Source organism: Trujillonella humicola (genome assembly GCF_046233715.1).
GTDB lineage: Bacteria > Actinomycetota > Actinomycetes > Mycobacteriales > Geodermatophilaceae > Trujillonella > Trujillonella humicola.
The window spans coordinates 12,534-27,350 of sequence record NZ_JBJNRJ010000063.1; the positions used below are offsets into that span (position 1 = coordinate 12,534).

Annotated in this window: 17 protein-coding genes; 9 read left to right on the plus strand and 8 right to left on the minus strand. The window is 74.0% G+C overall.

The window, feature by feature from the left end; all coding sequences use genetic code 11:
* The first annotated feature begins 47 nt into the window (after nucleotides 1-47).
* Both ACK586_RS22105 and ACK586_RS22110 read left to right on the plus strand, forming a co-directional pair.
* Nucleotides 48-248 (plus strand): hypothetical protein, encoded by a 201-nt coding sequence (locus ACK586_RS22105; protein WP_409332671.1) that lies wholly within the window; start codon nucleotides 48-50, stop codon nucleotides 246-248.
* Entirely contained in the window at nucleotides 245-562 is a 318-nt protein-coding gene (locus ACK586_RS22110; RefSeq protein ID WP_409332672.1) for a type II toxin-antitoxin system PemK/MazF family toxin, read from the plus strand. Before ACK586_RS22105 ends, ACK586_RS22110 begins: the two co-directional genes overlap by 4 nt.
* On the opposite strand, the gene ACK586_RS22115 is transcribed toward ACK586_RS22110, so the two are convergent.
* The 3 genes from ACK586_RS22115 to ACK586_RS22125 form a co-directional block, all read right to left on the minus strand.
* Entirely contained in the window at nucleotides 540-719 is a 180-nt protein-coding gene (locus tag ACK586_RS22115; RefSeq protein ID WP_409332673.1) for a hypothetical protein, read from the minus strand. The two genes, ACK586_RS22110 and ACK586_RS22115, sit on opposite strands and share 23 nt — an antisense overlap.
* Nucleotides 720-884: 165 nt before the next feature.
* Nucleotides 885-1,505, minus strand: a complete 621-nt coding sequence (locus tag ACK586_RS22120; protein ID WP_409332674.1) for a YdeI/OmpD-associated family protein — start codon at nucleotides 1,503-1,505, stop codon at nucleotides 885-887.
* 5 nt (nucleotides 1,506-1,510) lie between these two features.
* Complete coding sequence (locus ACK586_RS22125) at nucleotides 1,511-1,921, minus strand: VOC family protein (RefSeq protein ID WP_409332675.1); 411 nt, start codon at nucleotides 1,919-1,921, stop codon at nucleotides 1,511-1,513.
* A gap of 181 nt (nucleotides 1,922-2,102) precedes the next feature.
* Here ACK586_RS22125 and ACK586_RS22130 point away from each other — a divergent pair, with 181 nt between their 5' ends.
* Nucleotides 2,103-3,536 (plus strand): serine hydrolase domain-containing protein, encoded by a 1,434-nt coding sequence (locus tag ACK586_RS22130; RefSeq protein ID WP_409332676.1) that lies wholly within the window; start codon nucleotides 2,103-2,105, stop codon nucleotides 3,534-3,536.
* Nucleotides 3,533-3,937, plus strand: a complete 405-nt coding sequence (locus ACK586_RS22135) for a DUF8058 family membrane protein (RefSeq protein WP_409332677.1) — start codon at nucleotides 3,533-3,535, stop codon at nucleotides 3,935-3,937. Before ACK586_RS22130 ends, ACK586_RS22135 begins: the two co-directional genes overlap by 4 nt.
* Nucleotides 3,938-4,089: 152 nt before the next feature.
* Here the strand turns inward: ACK586_RS22135 and ACK586_RS22140 are convergent, their stop codons facing one another.
* Nucleotides 4,090-4,389 carry a hypothetical protein gene (locus ACK586_RS22140; protein ID WP_409332678.1) on the minus strand — a complete coding sequence of 100 codons (300 nt, stop codon included), beginning with the start codon at nucleotides 4,387-4,389 and terminating at the stop codon, nucleotides 4,090-4,092.
* 255 nt (nucleotides 4,390-4,644) lie between these two features.
* On the opposite strand from ACK586_RS22140, the gene ACK586_RS22145 reads away from it, so the two are divergent.
* On the plus strand, nucleotides 4,645-6,999 hold the full coding sequence (locus ACK586_RS22145) for an arylsulfatase (RefSeq protein WP_409332679.1): 2,355 nt from the start codon (nucleotides 4,645-4,647) through the stop codon (nucleotides 6,997-6,999).
* Entirely contained in the window at nucleotides 6,996-8,009 is a 1,014-nt protein-coding gene (locus tag ACK586_RS22150) for a formylglycine-generating enzyme family protein (protein ID WP_409332680.1), read from the plus strand. Before ACK586_RS22145 ends, ACK586_RS22150 begins: the two co-directional genes overlap by 4 nt.
* Here ACK586_RS22150 and ACK586_RS22155 read toward each other — a convergent pair.
* Entirely contained in the window at nucleotides 7,930-8,331 is a 402-nt protein-coding gene (locus tag ACK586_RS22155) for a hypothetical protein (RefSeq protein WP_409332681.1), read from the minus strand. The two genes, ACK586_RS22150 and ACK586_RS22155, sit on opposite strands and share 80 nt — an antisense overlap.
* A gap of 189 nt (nucleotides 8,332-8,520) precedes the next feature.
* Nucleotides 8,521-8,865, minus strand: a complete 345-nt coding sequence (locus ACK586_RS22160) for a hemerythrin domain-containing protein (RefSeq protein ID WP_409332682.1) — start codon at nucleotides 8,863-8,865, stop codon at nucleotides 8,521-8,523.
* Between the two features lie 1,214 nt (nucleotides 8,866-10,079).
* On the opposite strand from ACK586_RS22160, the gene ACK586_RS22165 reads away from it, so the two are divergent.
* Complete coding sequence (locus ACK586_RS22165; protein ID WP_409332683.1) at nucleotides 10,080-11,051, plus strand: AMIN-like domain-containing (lipo)protein; 972 nt, start codon at nucleotides 10,080-10,082, stop codon at nucleotides 11,049-11,051.
* 273 nt (nucleotides 11,052-11,324) lie between these two features.
* The gene (locus tag ACK586_RS22170; RefSeq protein ID WP_409332684.1) at nucleotides 11,325-12,089 is read left to right on the plus strand and encodes an alpha/beta fold hydrolase; all 765 of its coding nucleotides are present in this window, start codon (nucleotides 11,325-11,327) and stop codon (nucleotides 12,087-12,089) included.
* Nucleotides 12,090-12,137: 48 nt separating this feature from the next.
* Here the strand turns inward: ACK586_RS22170 and ACK586_RS22175 are convergent, their stop codons facing one another.
* Nucleotides 12,138-12,917 (minus strand): hypothetical protein, encoded by a 780-nt coding sequence (locus tag ACK586_RS22175; protein ID WP_409332685.1) that lies wholly within the window; start codon nucleotides 12,915-12,917, stop codon nucleotides 12,138-12,140.
* 140 nt (nucleotides 12,918-13,057) lie between these two features.
* Here ACK586_RS22175 and trhA point away from each other — a divergent pair, with 140 nt between their 5' ends.
* Nucleotides 13,058-13,846, plus strand: coding sequence for a PAQR family membrane homeostasis protein TrhA (gene trhA, locus ACK586_RS22180; protein WP_409332686.1), 789 nt, complete (start codon nucleotides 13,058-13,060; stop codon nucleotides 13,844-13,846).
* 38 nt (nucleotides 13,847-13,884) lie between these two features.
* Here trhA and ACK586_RS22185 read toward each other — a convergent pair whose 3' ends face one another.
* Nucleotides 13,885-14,703: an alpha/beta fold hydrolase gene (locus tag ACK586_RS22185; RefSeq protein WP_409332687.1), complete on the minus strand. Its 819-nt coding sequence runs from the start codon at nucleotides 14,701-14,703 to the stop codon at nucleotides 13,885-13,887.
* Between the last annotated feature and the right edge of the window lie 114 nt (nucleotides 14,704-14,817).

Sequence of the window (14,817 nt, forward strand, 5' to 3'; positions counted from 1 at the left end):
CTCAGCGCCCGTTGCACATTTGTGTGACAACTGTCTAACATCAGGTCGTGAGCAGGACCATCGGCTTCCGTCCGACGGAGGACGACGAGCGGATCATCCGCGAGGCCATGCGGGCGGACGAGCGCACCGCCGACGTCATCCGTCGCGCGCTGCACCTCCTGGATCGCGAGGCGTGGCTCGCGCGAGCACGGGCCGACGCCGAGCGGCTGGCCGACGAGGACCTGTCCGACGAAACCGACGCCTGGTGATCCGCGGCGCCGTCTACCGGGTCGATCTCGGCGAGGCGCGACGCGGTCATGAGCAGCGCGGCCGGCGCTACGGCCTGGTCCTCAGCCCCACGGACATGGCCTGGAACATCGCCACGATCGTCCCGACGTCGACACGGGCGCAACCAGCTGCCTTCCGGCCCGAGATCGAGTTGGGCGGCGTCCCGACCCGGTTCCTGATCGACCAGCTGCGCAGCATCGACGTTCGGTTCATCGACGGGGAACCCGCCTACTTCCTCCACCGCGACGAGCTGGAGGAGATCGAGCTCGCCGTCACCCGCTATCTCGGCCTCTGACCGGCCCTGCCGCGGCATCCTGCCTCGCACGGACGACGGCTCCGCTACTTGCTCGACGCATGTGCTGGTCGAACAGCATGCCCAGCAGCAGCGCGAGCGGGTCGCGGCTCAGCAGGTCGTCGGCGGTGTCGTCCTGGGCGATGCGGAGGATCGGCACACCGGAGACGGTGCCGCACCAGTCCGCTACGGTCCCGCGATGCTCGGACGGCGACCGGGACGTCGGTGCTCTCCAGCCGGCGACGGCGCAGCCCTCCCGGGGTTCGTCGGTCACCCCGGCAGGGGCGGGTCGTGCTGCAGCGGGCGGGCAGCGCGCCCGGCAGCGTCACCGGTCGTGCTCGGCGGCCGCTCCCGCCGGCCGGCGTCGTCCGGCCGGCTGGCGCCACTGGTTGGCCCGTCGGCCCTCCCGCGCTTCCGCGACCACGGTGGCCACGCGCCGAGCCCGGGTCTGCGGTCGCTTGGCGTTGCCCACCCATTCCAGGATGGCGCGGCGGACCGACCGGGGAAAGGCGTTCCACTCCCGCCGGGCAGCGGGCGCGGCGTCGAGCGCGGCGGCCAGGTCGTCGGGCTCGTCACCGTCCTCGACCCGGTCCAGCGCGTTCCAGGCGCCGCTGGCCTTCGCCGCCTCGACGACGGCCGACCCGGCCTCGGACATGGCCCCCGCGGCGATGAGCCGCTGGACGCGCTCCTTGTTCACCCGTGACCAGTTGCTGCGCGGCTTCCGCGGAGCCACATAGAGCATCGCGCGGGTGTCGTCGACCGCGCGGGGCAGGCTGTCGACCCAGCCGAAGCACAGCGCCTCCTCGACGATGTCGTCGTAGGACAGCCGCCGTCCCCGGCCCTTGTCGTACACCAGCCAGATCCCGCTGGAGTCGGCCGCGTGCTGAGCGAGCCACGCCCGCCAGGCGGCCCGATCGGCGGCGTGCACCCGCGGCGCGTCCGGCACAGCAGCTACCAGCCCTCGCCGGACTCGCCGGGGACGTAGCTGCCGAAGCTCCACTCCCCGCCCTCGGGATCGAGCAGCCGAGCCCGCCGGGTGCCCCACTCGGTGTCCTCCGGACCGAACACGGGCGTGCCGCCGGCGTCGATGCCGCGCAGGTACATCCCGTCGACCGCGGCGGCGTCGTCGAGGACGAGGTACAGCCCGCCGCCGGTCGAGCGCCCGACCAGAGGTGGGCGGGAGTACTCGGCGTCGTCGCTGGAGATCATGAGGACGACGTCGTCACGGCGGAGTTCCGAGTGCGCGACGGTGCCGTCCTCGGCATCGGCACGGCGCACCACGTCGAACCCGAGCGCCTGCAGCCAGCGCAGCGCGGCGGGGGCGTCTCGGTAGCTCAGGTAGGCGACCAGGCGTGTTCCCACGGCGCGCAACCTAGTTGCCGGGGTGCTGCCCGAGAAGGAGACCGGAGACGTCAACCGGCGTTTCCGCTGCTCCGCCCGGAGAGGGACGTGGGACCCGCCCGGACAGGGCCGGTCGCCTCCTGTCCCCGACGGCCCTCCCGCCCACGCTGGGACCGTCCCGCTCACCCCGGGAGGTGCGGCCATGAGCGTGCTGACGACGGACGAGGTCGACCTGGACCGCTGGACCGGTCAGCTGCTCAACCGGCACCCGGCGGTGGGGCTGGCCGTCGGGATCGTCCGGGACGGCGCGCCGGCGGAGCTGCGCGTGCACGGGCTCGCCGACCTGGCGACCGGCCGGCCGGTCACCGAGGACACCGTCTTCCGCGTCGCCTCGATCAGCAAGACGTTCACCGCGGTCGCGGTGATGCAGCTGGTGGAGCGGGGTCTGGTCGACCTGGACGCGCCCGCCGACCACTACCTGCGGGCCTACCGGCTGGTGCCCCGCCGGCCGGACTGGCGGCCGGTCACCGTGCGCCACCTGCTCACCCACACCGCCGGCCTCGGCGAGGAGACCTCCTGGCGCGACCTCGGCCGGCGGGACTTCGGCGAGAGCTTCCCGCCGGGCCGCGTGCCGACCCTGGCCCGGTACTACCGCGGTCGCCTGCCGGTGATCGCCGAGCCGGGCACCCGGTTCCGGTACACCGACCACGGGCCGACGACCGTCGGGCAGATCGTCGAGGACGTCAGCGGGCAACCCTTCGACGCCTACCTGCGCGCGCGGGTGTTCGAGCCGCTCGGCATGACCGCCACGGACCTGGTGCGCTCCGACCTCGTGCGGGCGGGGCTGGCCACCGGGTACGTCCTCGGCAGGAGCGGTCCGGAGGCCGTGCCCCTGCGGGACTGGGTGACCGCGGGCGGCGGGGGCGTGTACTCCTCGCTTCGGGACATGGCGCGCTACCTCGCCGCGCTGCTGGGCGGAGGCGCCAACGAGCACGGCCGGGTGCTCGCGCCGGACACCCTCGCCGCGATGTTCCGGCCGCAGTTCCAGCCCGACCCACGGATCCCCGGGCTCGGCCTGGCGTTCTTCCGGGTCGACGCCGGCGGGCACCCCGTGGTGGAGCACCAGGGGATCCTGCCGGGCTTCGACTCGCAGATCTCTGTCGCGCCCCGCGACGGCGTCGCCGTCATGGCCTTCACCAACGGCACCCGCCGGGGGTCGCTGTGGCTGCCGTCCGAGCTCGGCGCGCTGCTCGACGACCTGATCGGCGTGGCGCACCCGGCGATCCGCACCGATGTCCCGCAGCGACCCGACACCTGGCCCGACCTGTGCGGCCGGTACCACCTACCGGGGCCGCTGACCGACGTGCGGATGCGGGGCTTCGTCGGCGCCGGCGCCACGGTGCGCGTGCGCGCCGGCGAGCTCTGGCTGCGGTTCCTCACGCCCGCGTCCCCGCTCGTCCGGGGCTTCGCGCTGCACCCGGACGACCCCGCCGACCCCTACGCCTTCCGGGTGGACCTCTCGTCGCTGGGGTCGGGGACGGTGCCGATCGTGTTCAGCCGCGACGGCGGGACGACCGCCCTGCACCTGGGGGTCATGCCTGTGACGCTGTCCCGGCGGGAGGGCGCGCGCCCATGACCGCCCGGACGCCGCACGCGGCGGACGCCGCGGAGCGCCGTGCCGGCTGGTTCCTGCTCGGCACCGGCGCGGGCGTCGCCGGGCTGTGGGCGACGTCCCTGCCCGGGGCGTTCCGGGGGGGACTGTTCACCTACGCGGGCACCCCGGAGGCCGGCAACGTCCCGGCCTTCCACCTGGCCGCCGAGGCCGCCATGGCCGCGTCGTCCCTGGCCGCGGGGACGTCGCTGCTGCGCGGATGGCCGCAGCGCCGCGGCGCGGCGCTGGTCGCCTGCGGCATGCTGGTCTACTCGTCGGTCAACTCCTCCGGGTGGCTGCTGCACGAGCGACCCGCGCTCACCGCCGTCACCGCCGCGACCCTGGCCGGTTCGCTTGCCGTCGCCCGGTGCCTGATGCGCCGGTGACGTCCTGGTCGAGCAGCATCCCGATCGGCAGCGCGGCGGGTCGTCGCGACCGAGGCGTTCATCGGCGGCGTCGTCCCGGGCGATGCGGAGGGTCCGCACAGGAACCGTTCCCTCGCACTCGTGCGCCGGGCGATCCGGCGTCCCGAGGCTCGTCAGTGCTCGTCGTAGTGCCCGCCGTGGGCTGCATGGCGGTGCGATCCGTGGACGTAGTCGACGTGGTCGCCGTGCTGCACGGTGGCGTGGCCGCACCCGTCGCCGTGCTCGTGGTCGTGGGCTCCGTGGACCGCGTGCACCTCACCGCTGCACTCGTCCACGTGGTCGTCGTGGACGTGGTGCAGGTGCCCGTCGTGCAGATAGTCGACGTGGCCCTCGTGCTCGACGGCCGCGTGGCCGCAGTCGGGGGCGTGCACGTGGGTGTGGCCCTCGTGGGCCTCGTGCGCAGTGGTCGTCATGGCCACCTCCTGGTCGACGTCCACGCTATGCGGGACCAGCCGGGTCCATCAGGGCCGCAAGCCCCTCCGTGGCAGGTCGCGCGTCCCGACGAACCCCCGGGTGACCACGTCGTGCTGGTCGGGCGCTCCGGCTGCGGCGAGACGACGCCGGGAGTCGGCGGGCCACCGTCGCCCACGTTCATCCGAGGCGGGTGAGGGCAGCCGCGACCTGCCACCTCGACGATCGGCCGGGTCGACCGAGCTGAGGAGTCCGTGATGTCCGAGCCGTTCCGTGGCGTGGTGAACCTCGACATCCGGGACTCGACCCCGGACTGGGCGCCCTTCGCGCAGCCGGTGGCGCCACCGGGGACGCCGAACGTGGTCGTCGTGGTGCTCGACGACGTCGGCTTCGGCGCCCTGAGCTGCTACGGGGGCCTGATCGACACCCCGAACATCGACCGCATCGCAGCCGCGGGGCTGCGCTACACGCAATGGCACACGACCGCCCTGTGCTCCCCCACGCGCGCGTGCCTGCTCACCGGCCGCAACCACACGAGCAACGGCATGGCCTGCATCACCGAGGCCGCCACCGGCTTCCCCAACGGCAACGGGCACGTGCCGCCGGAGTGCGCCACGCTCGCCGAGGTGCTGGTGGAGCGCGGCATCAGCACGGCGATGGTGGGCAAGTGGCACCTGTGCGCCCAGGACGAGATGAACCTCGCCGCCTCGAAGCGGAACTGGCCGCTGGGCCGGGGCTTCGAGCGGTTCTACGGTTTCCTCGGAGCCGAGACGAACCAGTGGTATCCGGACCTCGTCCACGACAACCACCCGGTGGACGCACCCGCGACGCCCGAGGAGGGCTACCACCTCAGCGTCGACCTGACGGACCGGGCGATCGAGTTCATCGACGACGTCAAGTCGATCGCGCCCGACCGGCCGGTGTTCCTGTACTACGCGCCGGGGGCGGCACACGCGCCGCACCACGTGCCGCGGGAGTGGGCCGACCGGTACCGCGGCCGCTTCGACATGGGCTACGAGGCGGCGCGCGAGCAGATCCTGGCGCGGCAGAAGCAGATGGGGATCGTGCCGCCCGACACGGAACTGCCGCCGGTGAACCCGATCGGCACCCAGGAGACACGCAGCGGCCCGGACGGCGCGGCATTCCCCGGACCAGACCAGACCAGGCCCTGGGCCGGCCTCGACGCGGACGAGCGGCGGCTGTTCGCTCGCATGGCCGAGGTGTACGCGGGCTTCCTGTCGCACGCGGACGCCCAGATCGGACGACTGATGGACCACCTGGCGGCGATCGACCAGCTCGACAACACGATCGTCGTGCTGGTCTCGGACAACGGCGCCAGCGGCGAGGGCGGCCCGAACGGCTCGGTCAACGAGATGAAGATCGTCAACGGGGTGCCCGACGACCTCGCCGACAACCTGGCGATGCTCGACGAGCTCGGCGGCCCCCGCACCTACAACCACTACCCGACCGGCTGGGCGATGGCCTTCAACACCCCGTTCAAGATGTGGAAGCGCTACTCGTTCAACGGCGGCACCAGCGATCCCTGCATCATCTCCTGGCCGGCCGGCATCGCCGCTCGCGGCGAGGTCCGCGACCAGTACCACCACGCGGTCGACATCGTGCCCACCCTGCTGCAGTGCCTGGGACTCGAGCAGCCGCAGAGCGTGCGAGGCGTGACGCAGATCCCGATCCAGGGCGTCAGCATGCAGGGCAGCTTCGCGTCCGCCTCCGCCCCGTCGGGGCGCCAGACGCAGTTCTACTCGATGCTGGGCACCCGCGGGATCTGGCACGACGGCTGGAAGGCCGTCACCACCCATCCGGCGCTGAGCGGCTGGGGCCACTACGAGCAGGACACCTGGGAGCTCTACCACGTCGACACCGACCGCTCGGAGCTCCACGACCTGGCGGCCGAGCGGCCGGACAAGCTGGCCGAGCTCATCGGCCTGTGGTTCTACGAGGCCGGGGCCAACCAGGCCCTCCCGCTCGACGACCGATCGGCCGTGGAGATCTTCCTGACCCCGCGCCCGCAGCTGATCGCGGCTCGGGACCGCTACGTCTACCGCGCCGGCACGGCCGAGATCGCCGAGCACATCGCCGTCAACGTCCGCAACCGGTCGTTCACCGTCGGCGCGCAGGTGGACCTGCCCGCGCCCGGCGCGGAGGGTGTGCTGTTCGCCCACGGCAGCCGGTTCGGCGGGCACGCCCTCTACATCGCCGACAACCGGCTGCACTACGTGAACAACTTCGTCGGCATCACCGAGCAGCACGTCGAGGCCACCGAGGACCTCCCGACCGGTGAGAACCTGATCCTGTCGGCGTCCTTCGACAAGACCGGTGAGGACCCGCCCGGCACCGCGCACGGCACGTTGTCGCTCTACCACGGGGACCGCAAGGTCGGCGAAGGGCAGATCCGCACCCAGCCCGGTCTGTTCTCCATCGCCGGCGAGGGCCTCACCGTGGGCCGGGACAGCGGCGACCCGGTCACCCGGTACCCGGGCACGCAGCCGTGGGCCTTCACCGGCGGCACCCTGCACCGCGTGGCGATCGACGTCTCCGGCACCCCGTACATCGACCTCGAGCGCGAGGCCGCGGCGATGATCGCCCGCGAGTGAGCACCACGACCCGCCCCCAGCGGCACGGCGCCGTCCTGGTGCCCGGCGGGGCGTTCCGGATGGGCGACGACCGCTTCTACCCGGAGGAGGCGCCGGTCCGGACGGCGGTCGTCGCGGACCTGTGGGTCGACGAGCACCCCGTCACGAACGCCGCCTTCCGGCGCTTCGTGCGAGCCACCGGGCACGTCACCGTCGCCGAACGACCTCCGGAGCCGACCGACTTCCCCGACGCCGACCCCGGCCTCCTGGTACCGGGCTCGCTGGTGTTCGTCCCCACGACCGGGCCGGTGTCGCTGGACGACTGGACGGCCTGGTGGCGCTGGGTTCCCGGAGCGGACTGGCGGCACCCGGAGGGGCCGGGATCCACGCTGCACGGGCGCGACCTGCACCCGGTGGTCCACGTCGCCCACACCGACGCGCTCGCGTACGCCGACTGGGCCGGTCGGAGGCTGCCCACGGAACCGGAGTGGGAGCACGCGGCTCGCGGTGGGCTGGACCAGGCCGTGTACGCCTGGGGGGACGACCCGGCGCCGCGCGGCCGGATCATGGCCAACCGCTGGTACGGCCGCTTCCCCTGGGAGAACCTGCAGCTCCACGGCTTCCACCGCACCTCGCCGGTCAAGCGGTTCCCGGTCAACGGCTACGGACTGTCCGACGTCACCGGCAACGTCTGGGAGTGGACCACCACCGGGTGGCCGGCATCTCCCGGTTCTCCCGACGGGGACGCGTCGGAGCACGGGGGCTGCTGTGCGCCGGCCGCGGAGCAGTTCGGCGAGCACACCCGGCGGGTGATCAAAGGCGGCTCCCACCTGTGCGCGCCGTCCTACTGCATGCGCTACCGCCCGGCGGCGCGTCAGGGCCAGGCCGTGCGCAGCTCGACGAGCCATCTCGGCTTCCGCTGCGTCAGCGACAGCTGTCCGTCACGGGCACCTACGACGGCGGCTCCAGCAGCCAACGGACCTCGAGGTCGAACCACAGCGCCCGTTCCTCGACCGATCCGAGGCCGGTGACCAGCCGCCGCGCGACGGCCTCCGCGGTCAGGTCCCGCCACCCGGGCGTCGCGTCGAGCACGAGCACGAGACCGTCGACCCGTTCGTCGTCCCGGTGGGCGGGCGTCATGCCGGGGGTGACCACGGACTCCTCCGGCCGATGGCCTCCGCGCGGCGGGCGCCGGGACTCGTCGGCGACGGCGATGACGACCGCCGCGACGGCGCGCGGGGTGAGACGGCGCCAGGCGTAGCCGGTCAGCGCCCTGCCGACCGCCTCGACGAGGCCCCGCCGACGACCGACCGGCCAGCGGTCCGCCCCGGTCGGATCCAGGGGGCAGGCCACGAGCGCTCCTCGCCGTCACGTGGACCGCGCGCCGCGTGTCGCTCGACGGTCCGTGGGCTGCCCTCGACTCGAGCTCCCCCAAGACGCTAGCTCCGCGGCCACCGGCTCGCGCGCCGACGCCGGGGCGAGGCGTCGCTGACCGGTCGCACGGCGACCGTGGCGCCGGCCAGGTGGGTCACCGGCGGAGCGTCACACCAGGCGGAGCGTCGACTCGAGCATCCGGACCTCCACCAGGGACTCCGGGTCGTCCACGGGCGTGCGCATCACCGTCGCCAGCTGGTCGTCGATCTGCCGGTGCTCGGCGTGCGCGACGGACAGGAGCGGCGAGACCTCGTGGACCGCGGGGTAGAAGATCTCGTCCTCGATCAGGCCGTGCACCTCGATCTCGCGGAGGAAGTCCGCGCGCAACCGTCCGCGCCGATCGGCTTCGGCCCCGGAGGTCTCCGCGAGCTCGCGCAGCAGGCCGCGGAGGACGTCGTGGTGGGCGATCAGCACCGCGTCGGCCGGCGGATCCGTCCGCCGGTCGAGGGGCACGTCGCATCCGGTCGTGGGAGTTTCGTCGGCGGCGGCCACGAACATTTGACGACGCAGCCCAGCCGCGGCTCCCGGAACGACCACGAGGAGCCGGTCGTGGAGCTCAGTGCTGTTGCCGGATCTGCCGGACCTCACGACGACGAGCTCGCTGATCCCGGCGGCTTACCGTTGCGACTGGCCTGCGCCGCTGCAGCCGAGCTACCGGTGGCGGATGTCGGCCTGAGCGTGCACGTGGACGGCGGCCCCAGCACTCCGCTCGCGGCCAGCGACGAGGCCGCCACCGCCGCTGAGCGCTTGCAGTTCACCAGCCGGGAGGTTCCTGCCTGCGCGCCATCCGGACCGGGAATCCGGTGGTGGCCACCGCGGACCCACCGGCCCATCCAGCGGCGACCTCCGGCGATCGGCTCGTCAGCGGGACGCCGCTGCGGAGCGTCCTCGCCGTGCCGCTGCCCGGGCGCGCGCGCGGACTGGCCGGGATGAGCCTGTACTTCGCCGACCCCACCGGAGCGGAGACGATCGCCGTCTTCGGTGTCCGGCGGGTTGCCGCACTCGTCGCGGAGCAGCTCACGCCGGTCGCAGACTGGTGGGCCGGGACGGTGGCGGGCAGGCCCGGACCGGGCGCGGGGGACGGAGATCGTCACGGCCGGGTGTGCGTGGCCGTGGGACTGCTCACGCTCGCGCTGGGAGTGTCCGCCGGCGAAGCGTGCGCACTGATCCGCGCCCGCGCCGCCGCGACCGGCCGGACGGTCGTCGACCTCGCCGACGACCTCCTCGGGGACCATGCCCGTCGACAGGGCCGGGACCGTCTGACGGTCCGGTCGGACCCGGATCCACGGGCAGCGGCCGAGAGACCGCGGTGAACGACCGCGCCGGAATGCCGCGCTGGGGCAGCGTGGTCGCCTGGCACCCCAGGGCAGCCCATCCCGCCGGCACGCGACCCGACGACCTGATGACGGGGGCGCTGCGATCCCGTGTCGGTGCGCCACATGCCGCTTCTCTCCCTGCGGGCGTGGCAAGGCTCCGGGATGGATCCGATGTGGAAGACCGAGAGAGGACCGCGGCCGGTTCGCCTCCTCGTCGCCTGCGGAGCAGCCGCCACCCTCGTGGGGTGCGCCGGCACGGCCGGCGGGCCAGGGGCACCGGCCACGGCCTCCGAGCCTGCAGGCACCGCCGCCACGGGGGTGCCGGACCGGACCGATGAGCAGCTCACACCCATGGGGCGGCCGACCACGGGTCCCGTCGAGACCGACGGCTTCCCGGGGATCGGCGAGCCCGCCCTGCTCACCGACGTGCGGGTGGCGGGCCAGGCGACCTTCGACCGCGTGGTCCTGGAGTTCGACGGGCCGGTTCCCGACTACCGGGTGGAGTACGTCGAGCCACCGATCCTCGCGGCCGGCTCCGGCCGACCCGTCGAGGTGGACGGCGAGGCCTTCCTGCACGTCACGGCTGCCCCGGCCAGCGGCGTCGACCTCTCCCCCGCGCCGAGCCGGCCGACCTACGACGGGCCGACCCGCTTCGACCCGCCGGACACCGAGGTGGTCACCGAGGTGGTGCGCACCGGCGACTTCGAGGCGGTGCTGAGCTGGGCGATCGGCCTGGACCGGCAGGTGCCCTACGGCATCGTGGCGCTGGAGGACCCGACGCGGCTGGTCGTCGACCTGCGGCACGACGCCGGGACGGACGACGGCGGCGCCCCCGGCGAAGGCATCCCACCCGTGGGCGGCGGCCGGGAGGACCTGGTCGACGTGGTCTCCGAGGGGGCCGGGGAGCCGGTGGTCCTGACCGACGTGCGGCTCGGCGCGCACGACGGGTTCGACCGGATCGTCTTCGAGCTCGCCGGGGACGGGGAGGTCGGCTACGAGCTCGGCTACGCCGCAGACCCCACCGCGCAGCGCTCGGGTGAACCGATCGAGGTCGCCGGCCGAGCCACCCTCGGGATCACCCTGACCAACGTCCTGCTGCCCCCGGACGCACCGCCGGGCCTCACCCCCTGGGAGCAGCGGGACCGGCTGGCCGTCGCCGACGCCCGGGTGATCGATGAACTGATCACCGATTCCTGGTTCGAGGGCCGCTACACCTTCTACGCCGGCGTCACCGATCAGCTGCCCTTCGCCGTCGCCCGCTTCGAGGATCCCCAGCGCCTCGTCGTCGACGTCGTCACCGCGGAGCCGGACCACCACGGGTAGGGCAGCCGGGCGGCCCGACGGTATGGACCGACGGTCAGCGCGGGTCGACGGCCGCCGGCCGGTTCGCCCGTGACTGCGTCGGCCGCGAGCGGCGATCCGCCCTCACCTTCGACCCTTGACGAGCTCGCCGCGTCGACACGACGATCGACGCCTGCGGCGACCGGCCCGGCCGGGCGACAGGATCCGGGCCACGGCCCGGACTGCACCGGCACCAGGACGCAGGTCTGCGCTCCGACGCGACGTTGCCGGCCCGGCAGGCTGGAGGAGGACGTCGTGAGCGACCTGGCGGTCGAGACCTGGGGCACCGGGACCCCCGTGCTGCTCGTGCACGGCTCGCTGTCCTCCGGCGCGGACGAGTGGGAGGCCCAGCGTCCGCTGGCCGATGAGGGGTTCCGGCTGCTCGTCCTCGACCGGCGCGGCTACGGGGACAGCCCGCCGGCCGAGGGCGAGGACTTCCTGAGGGACGCCGACGACCTGTGCGCCCTGCTCGACGAGCTGGGCGACGCCGGACCCGCGCACCTGGTCGGTCACTCCTACGGCGGCCTGTCGGCGATGGTCGCCGCGAGCCGCCGTCCCGACACGGTGCGCTCCCTGGTGGTGCTGGAGCCGCCCGCGACCGGATTGGCGCAGCACGACCCCGCGGCACGGACCCTCGTCGACGGCATGCGCCGGCTCTGGGACACCGACCTCCCCGATGCCGAGTGGATCGAGCGCTTCCTCCGCACGGTCGGCAGCGATCCCGCTGACCTACCGCCCGGAGTGCTCGAGGCGGCCCTGCCGCTGGTGCCGCTGCTCCGCCGGAGCCGGCCGCCCTGGACGGCCGACCTGCCACTGGCGGAGCTGGCGGCGGCCGGCTGCGCCCGACTGGTCGTCTCCGGCGGCCACAGCCCCGCTTTCGACGCCATGTGCGACGACCTGGCCGAACGGGTCGGCGCCGCCCGCGCGGAGGTCGCGGGCGCCGGGCACGAGATCCAGTTCGCCCCTGGCATCAACCAGGTGCTCCTGCAGTTCTGGCGGGGACCGGCAGCCGCACCGTGACCGGCGTCGGCGCGGAGAGAGCGCAGCCGGCGGCGACGGTCCGCCGCGTCACCTGCCCGTCGCCGTGTCGAGCATGCGCCCCAGCACGGGGACGGACACCTCGTGCCCTCCCGCGTGAGCCGCCGCGATGGCGGTGCGCACGAGGGTCCCGGCGCAGGGCTCGGCGCGGGCCACGGCCAGCCCGCACCGCGCCACCCGGGCCTCGCACCGTCCCAGCGGCGGGGCCTCGGTGAGGGCGCCGGACGAGCAGCTCGGCACGGTCGGCGTCCCCTCGGGACAGGTGACCAGCGCCAGGCGCGCCACCGCCCAGGAGGAGTACAGCCGGAGGCCTGCCGCCGCGGCGAGGGACGACGCGAACGCCGCTTCTGCCGCGTCGAGGTCACCGGCCAGCTCGTGCGTGATCCCCAGGGCCCGATGGGCCGTCTCCACCCGCCTCCGGTCGTCGATCCGGTTCGCGACGGCGAGCGCGGTGCTCGCCGCGTCCAGCGCCTCGGTGAGCCGGGAAACGGCCTCGAGCGCCTCGCTGTGGTGCCACAGCCCGTACGCCTCCGCCTCCGGTTGGCCGAGGGAGCGTGCCGGTTCGACGACGGCCGTCGTCTCGGTCAGCGCCTGGTCGTCCTCGGCGAGGAGGACCAGGCCGTGCCCCCGGGTCGAGCACGGGGTCACCGCGGCCTCCGCCGAGCGTCGACGGGCGCGGTCGTGCTCCCCGACGTTCATGTCGATGACGGCGGCCACGGCGACCGCCGCGACGGCGCGCGGGGTGAGACGGCGCCAGGCGTAGCCGGTCTGCCGGGACCCGAGACGACCTGCAGCCTCGCGGTTGGCCACCCGCCACGAGGGGAACAGTCCCGGCAGCTCCCCTGCGCCGACCGCTCGGACACCTCCCCGGCGCGCAGAACCAGCCAGACCGGCTGTCCCCATGTCACAGCAGGTGCGTGACAGACCGGGAGCGTTCTGCCCGGAGCGAGATGCGAAGCATGCTGACGTCGGCCGCCCAGAACGGCGTTCCTGGCGACGGTTCCGACGCCGCCGGGGCGGCGGGTCCGGCGCTGCCGCGGCCGCTGCCGGCGCTCGTCGCGGCCTCGGCTCTTCCGTCGACGTTGCTCTACGACGCGCGGCGTGGCGTCCACTACGAGAAACCGGTCCTGCGGGGATGGCTGCACCTGGTGTGGTTCGCGGCGTCGCTCGTCGCGGGCACCCTGCTCGTGTTCGCCGCCCACGGTGCGGCGCACCGGACCGGTGCCGCGATCTTCGTCGCGTGCTCCAGCGGCCTCTTCGGCGTGAGCGCCCTCTACCACCGGGGGAACTGGGGGCCGGTGGCCAGCCGCCGGATGCAGCGCGCCGACCACGTGATGATCTTCCTGTTGATCGCCGGAACGGCCACTCCGGTGTTCCTCGTCGCCGTCCCCGGCGCGTTCGGCACGGTGTGCCTGGCCGTCCTGTGGTCGCTCACGGTGGTGGCGACCGCTGCGCACCTCACGCGGATGCAGGCGTCCGAGCGCCTGGTCGGAGGGGTGTTCATCGGCCTCGGGGCCGTGAACCTGCTCGCGCTGCCCGGGCTGTGGACCCACAGCGGTGTCCCCGCGGCGATCCTCGCCCTCGTCGGCGGTCTGCTCTACGTCACCGGCGCCGTCGTCTACCACTGCCGTCGTCCCGATCCCTCCCCCTCGGTGTTCGGGTACCACGAGGTCTTCCACGCCTTCGTCTGCGCGGCTGCCACCTGCCACTTCGTGGTCGTCGCGCTCCTCCCCGGGTAGCCACCGGGTCCGGCCCGGCACGCCCCGCTCGCCGGCCCTCAGCGCACGCCGTCCTCTCGCAGGAAGGTGAGGACGGCGTTCGTGAACCGCTCGGGAGCGCTGTCGATCGCCACGTGCTGCTCCCCCGGGAGGACGGTCACGCGAGCGCCGGGCACCGCCGCGGCCACCGCCTTCGTCGACGCCTGCAGGAAGGGCGCGCTGTTCCCGCCGGCGATCAGGAGCGTCGGCACGTCCAGGCCCTGGTAGCGGGCGGCGTCGAAGCGGTACGGGGGGTCGATCAACCGTTCCCGGACGACGGTGTGCGCGGCGGCGACCCGCGCCGGCCAGGACGGCGCCGCCCTGATCAGCCGCAGCTGGTGGTCGTCGGCACCGACGATCTCCCGGAAGAAGGTCTCCACCAGGTCGGCGCGGCGGCCCGCGGCCAGGAGCTCCGCCATCCGGTCGTCGGCGGTGGAGCGTGGCGGCGGCAGCACCGGCGGCTCGTAGAGCACGAGACGGCGCATGCCGTCGGTCCGCAGCGCCGCCCCGAGCGCGCACAGCGCGCCGTAGGAGTGGGCCACGACGTCGACCGTGCCGCCGATCGCGTCCACCACCGCGGCGACGTCGGCGAACTCCAGCTCCACCGCGTACTCCGGCGCGTCACCGCTGGCACCCCGGCCCCGCCGGTCGACGGCGTACACCGTGGCGTACGGCTCGAGCAGCGGCAGCACCGGCCGCCACCGGGTGTGGTCGGCCGTGCCCCCGTGGACCAGCAGCAGCGGCGGTCCCGAGCCGCTGCGCCACGCGCCGATGCGCGTGCCGTCGACCGACGTCGTGGTGACCAGGACCTCCGCCCGCAGGTCCACCCGTCCGGTCACGACCCGGCTCCGCTCGGGATGCTCCTATGGATCGTCAAGCGGCCGAGGCGAGGTTTTCGGTGGGTGTTGTCGGTCGTAGGACGTAGTAGAGCTCGCGAGCGATCATGCGCTTGA

Coding starts and splice junctions, on each gene's coding strand:
- ACK586_RS22145 (WP_409332679.1), top strand. CDS start 4,645: ATGTCCGAGCCGTTCCGTGGCGTGGTGAACCTCGACATCCGGGACTCG.
- ACK586_RS22135 (WP_409332677.1), top strand. CDS start 3,533: ATGACCGCCCGGACGCCGCACGCGGCGGACGCCGCGGAGCGCCGTGCC.
- trhA (WP_409332686.1), top strand. CDS start 13,058: ATGCGAAGCATGCTGACGTCGGCCGCCCAGAACGGCGTTCCTGGCGAC.
- ACK586_RS22130 (WP_409332676.1), top strand. CDS start 2,103: ATGAGCGTGCTGACGACGGACGAGGTCGACCTGGACCGCTGGACCGGT.
- ACK586_RS22140 (WP_409332678.1), bottom strand. CDS start 4,389: ATGACGACCACTGCGCACGAGGCCCACGAGGGCCACACCCACGTGCAC.
- ACK586_RS22165 (WP_409332683.1), top strand. CDS start 10,080: ATGGGGCGGCCGACCACGGGTCCCGTCGAGACCGACGGCTTCCCGGGG.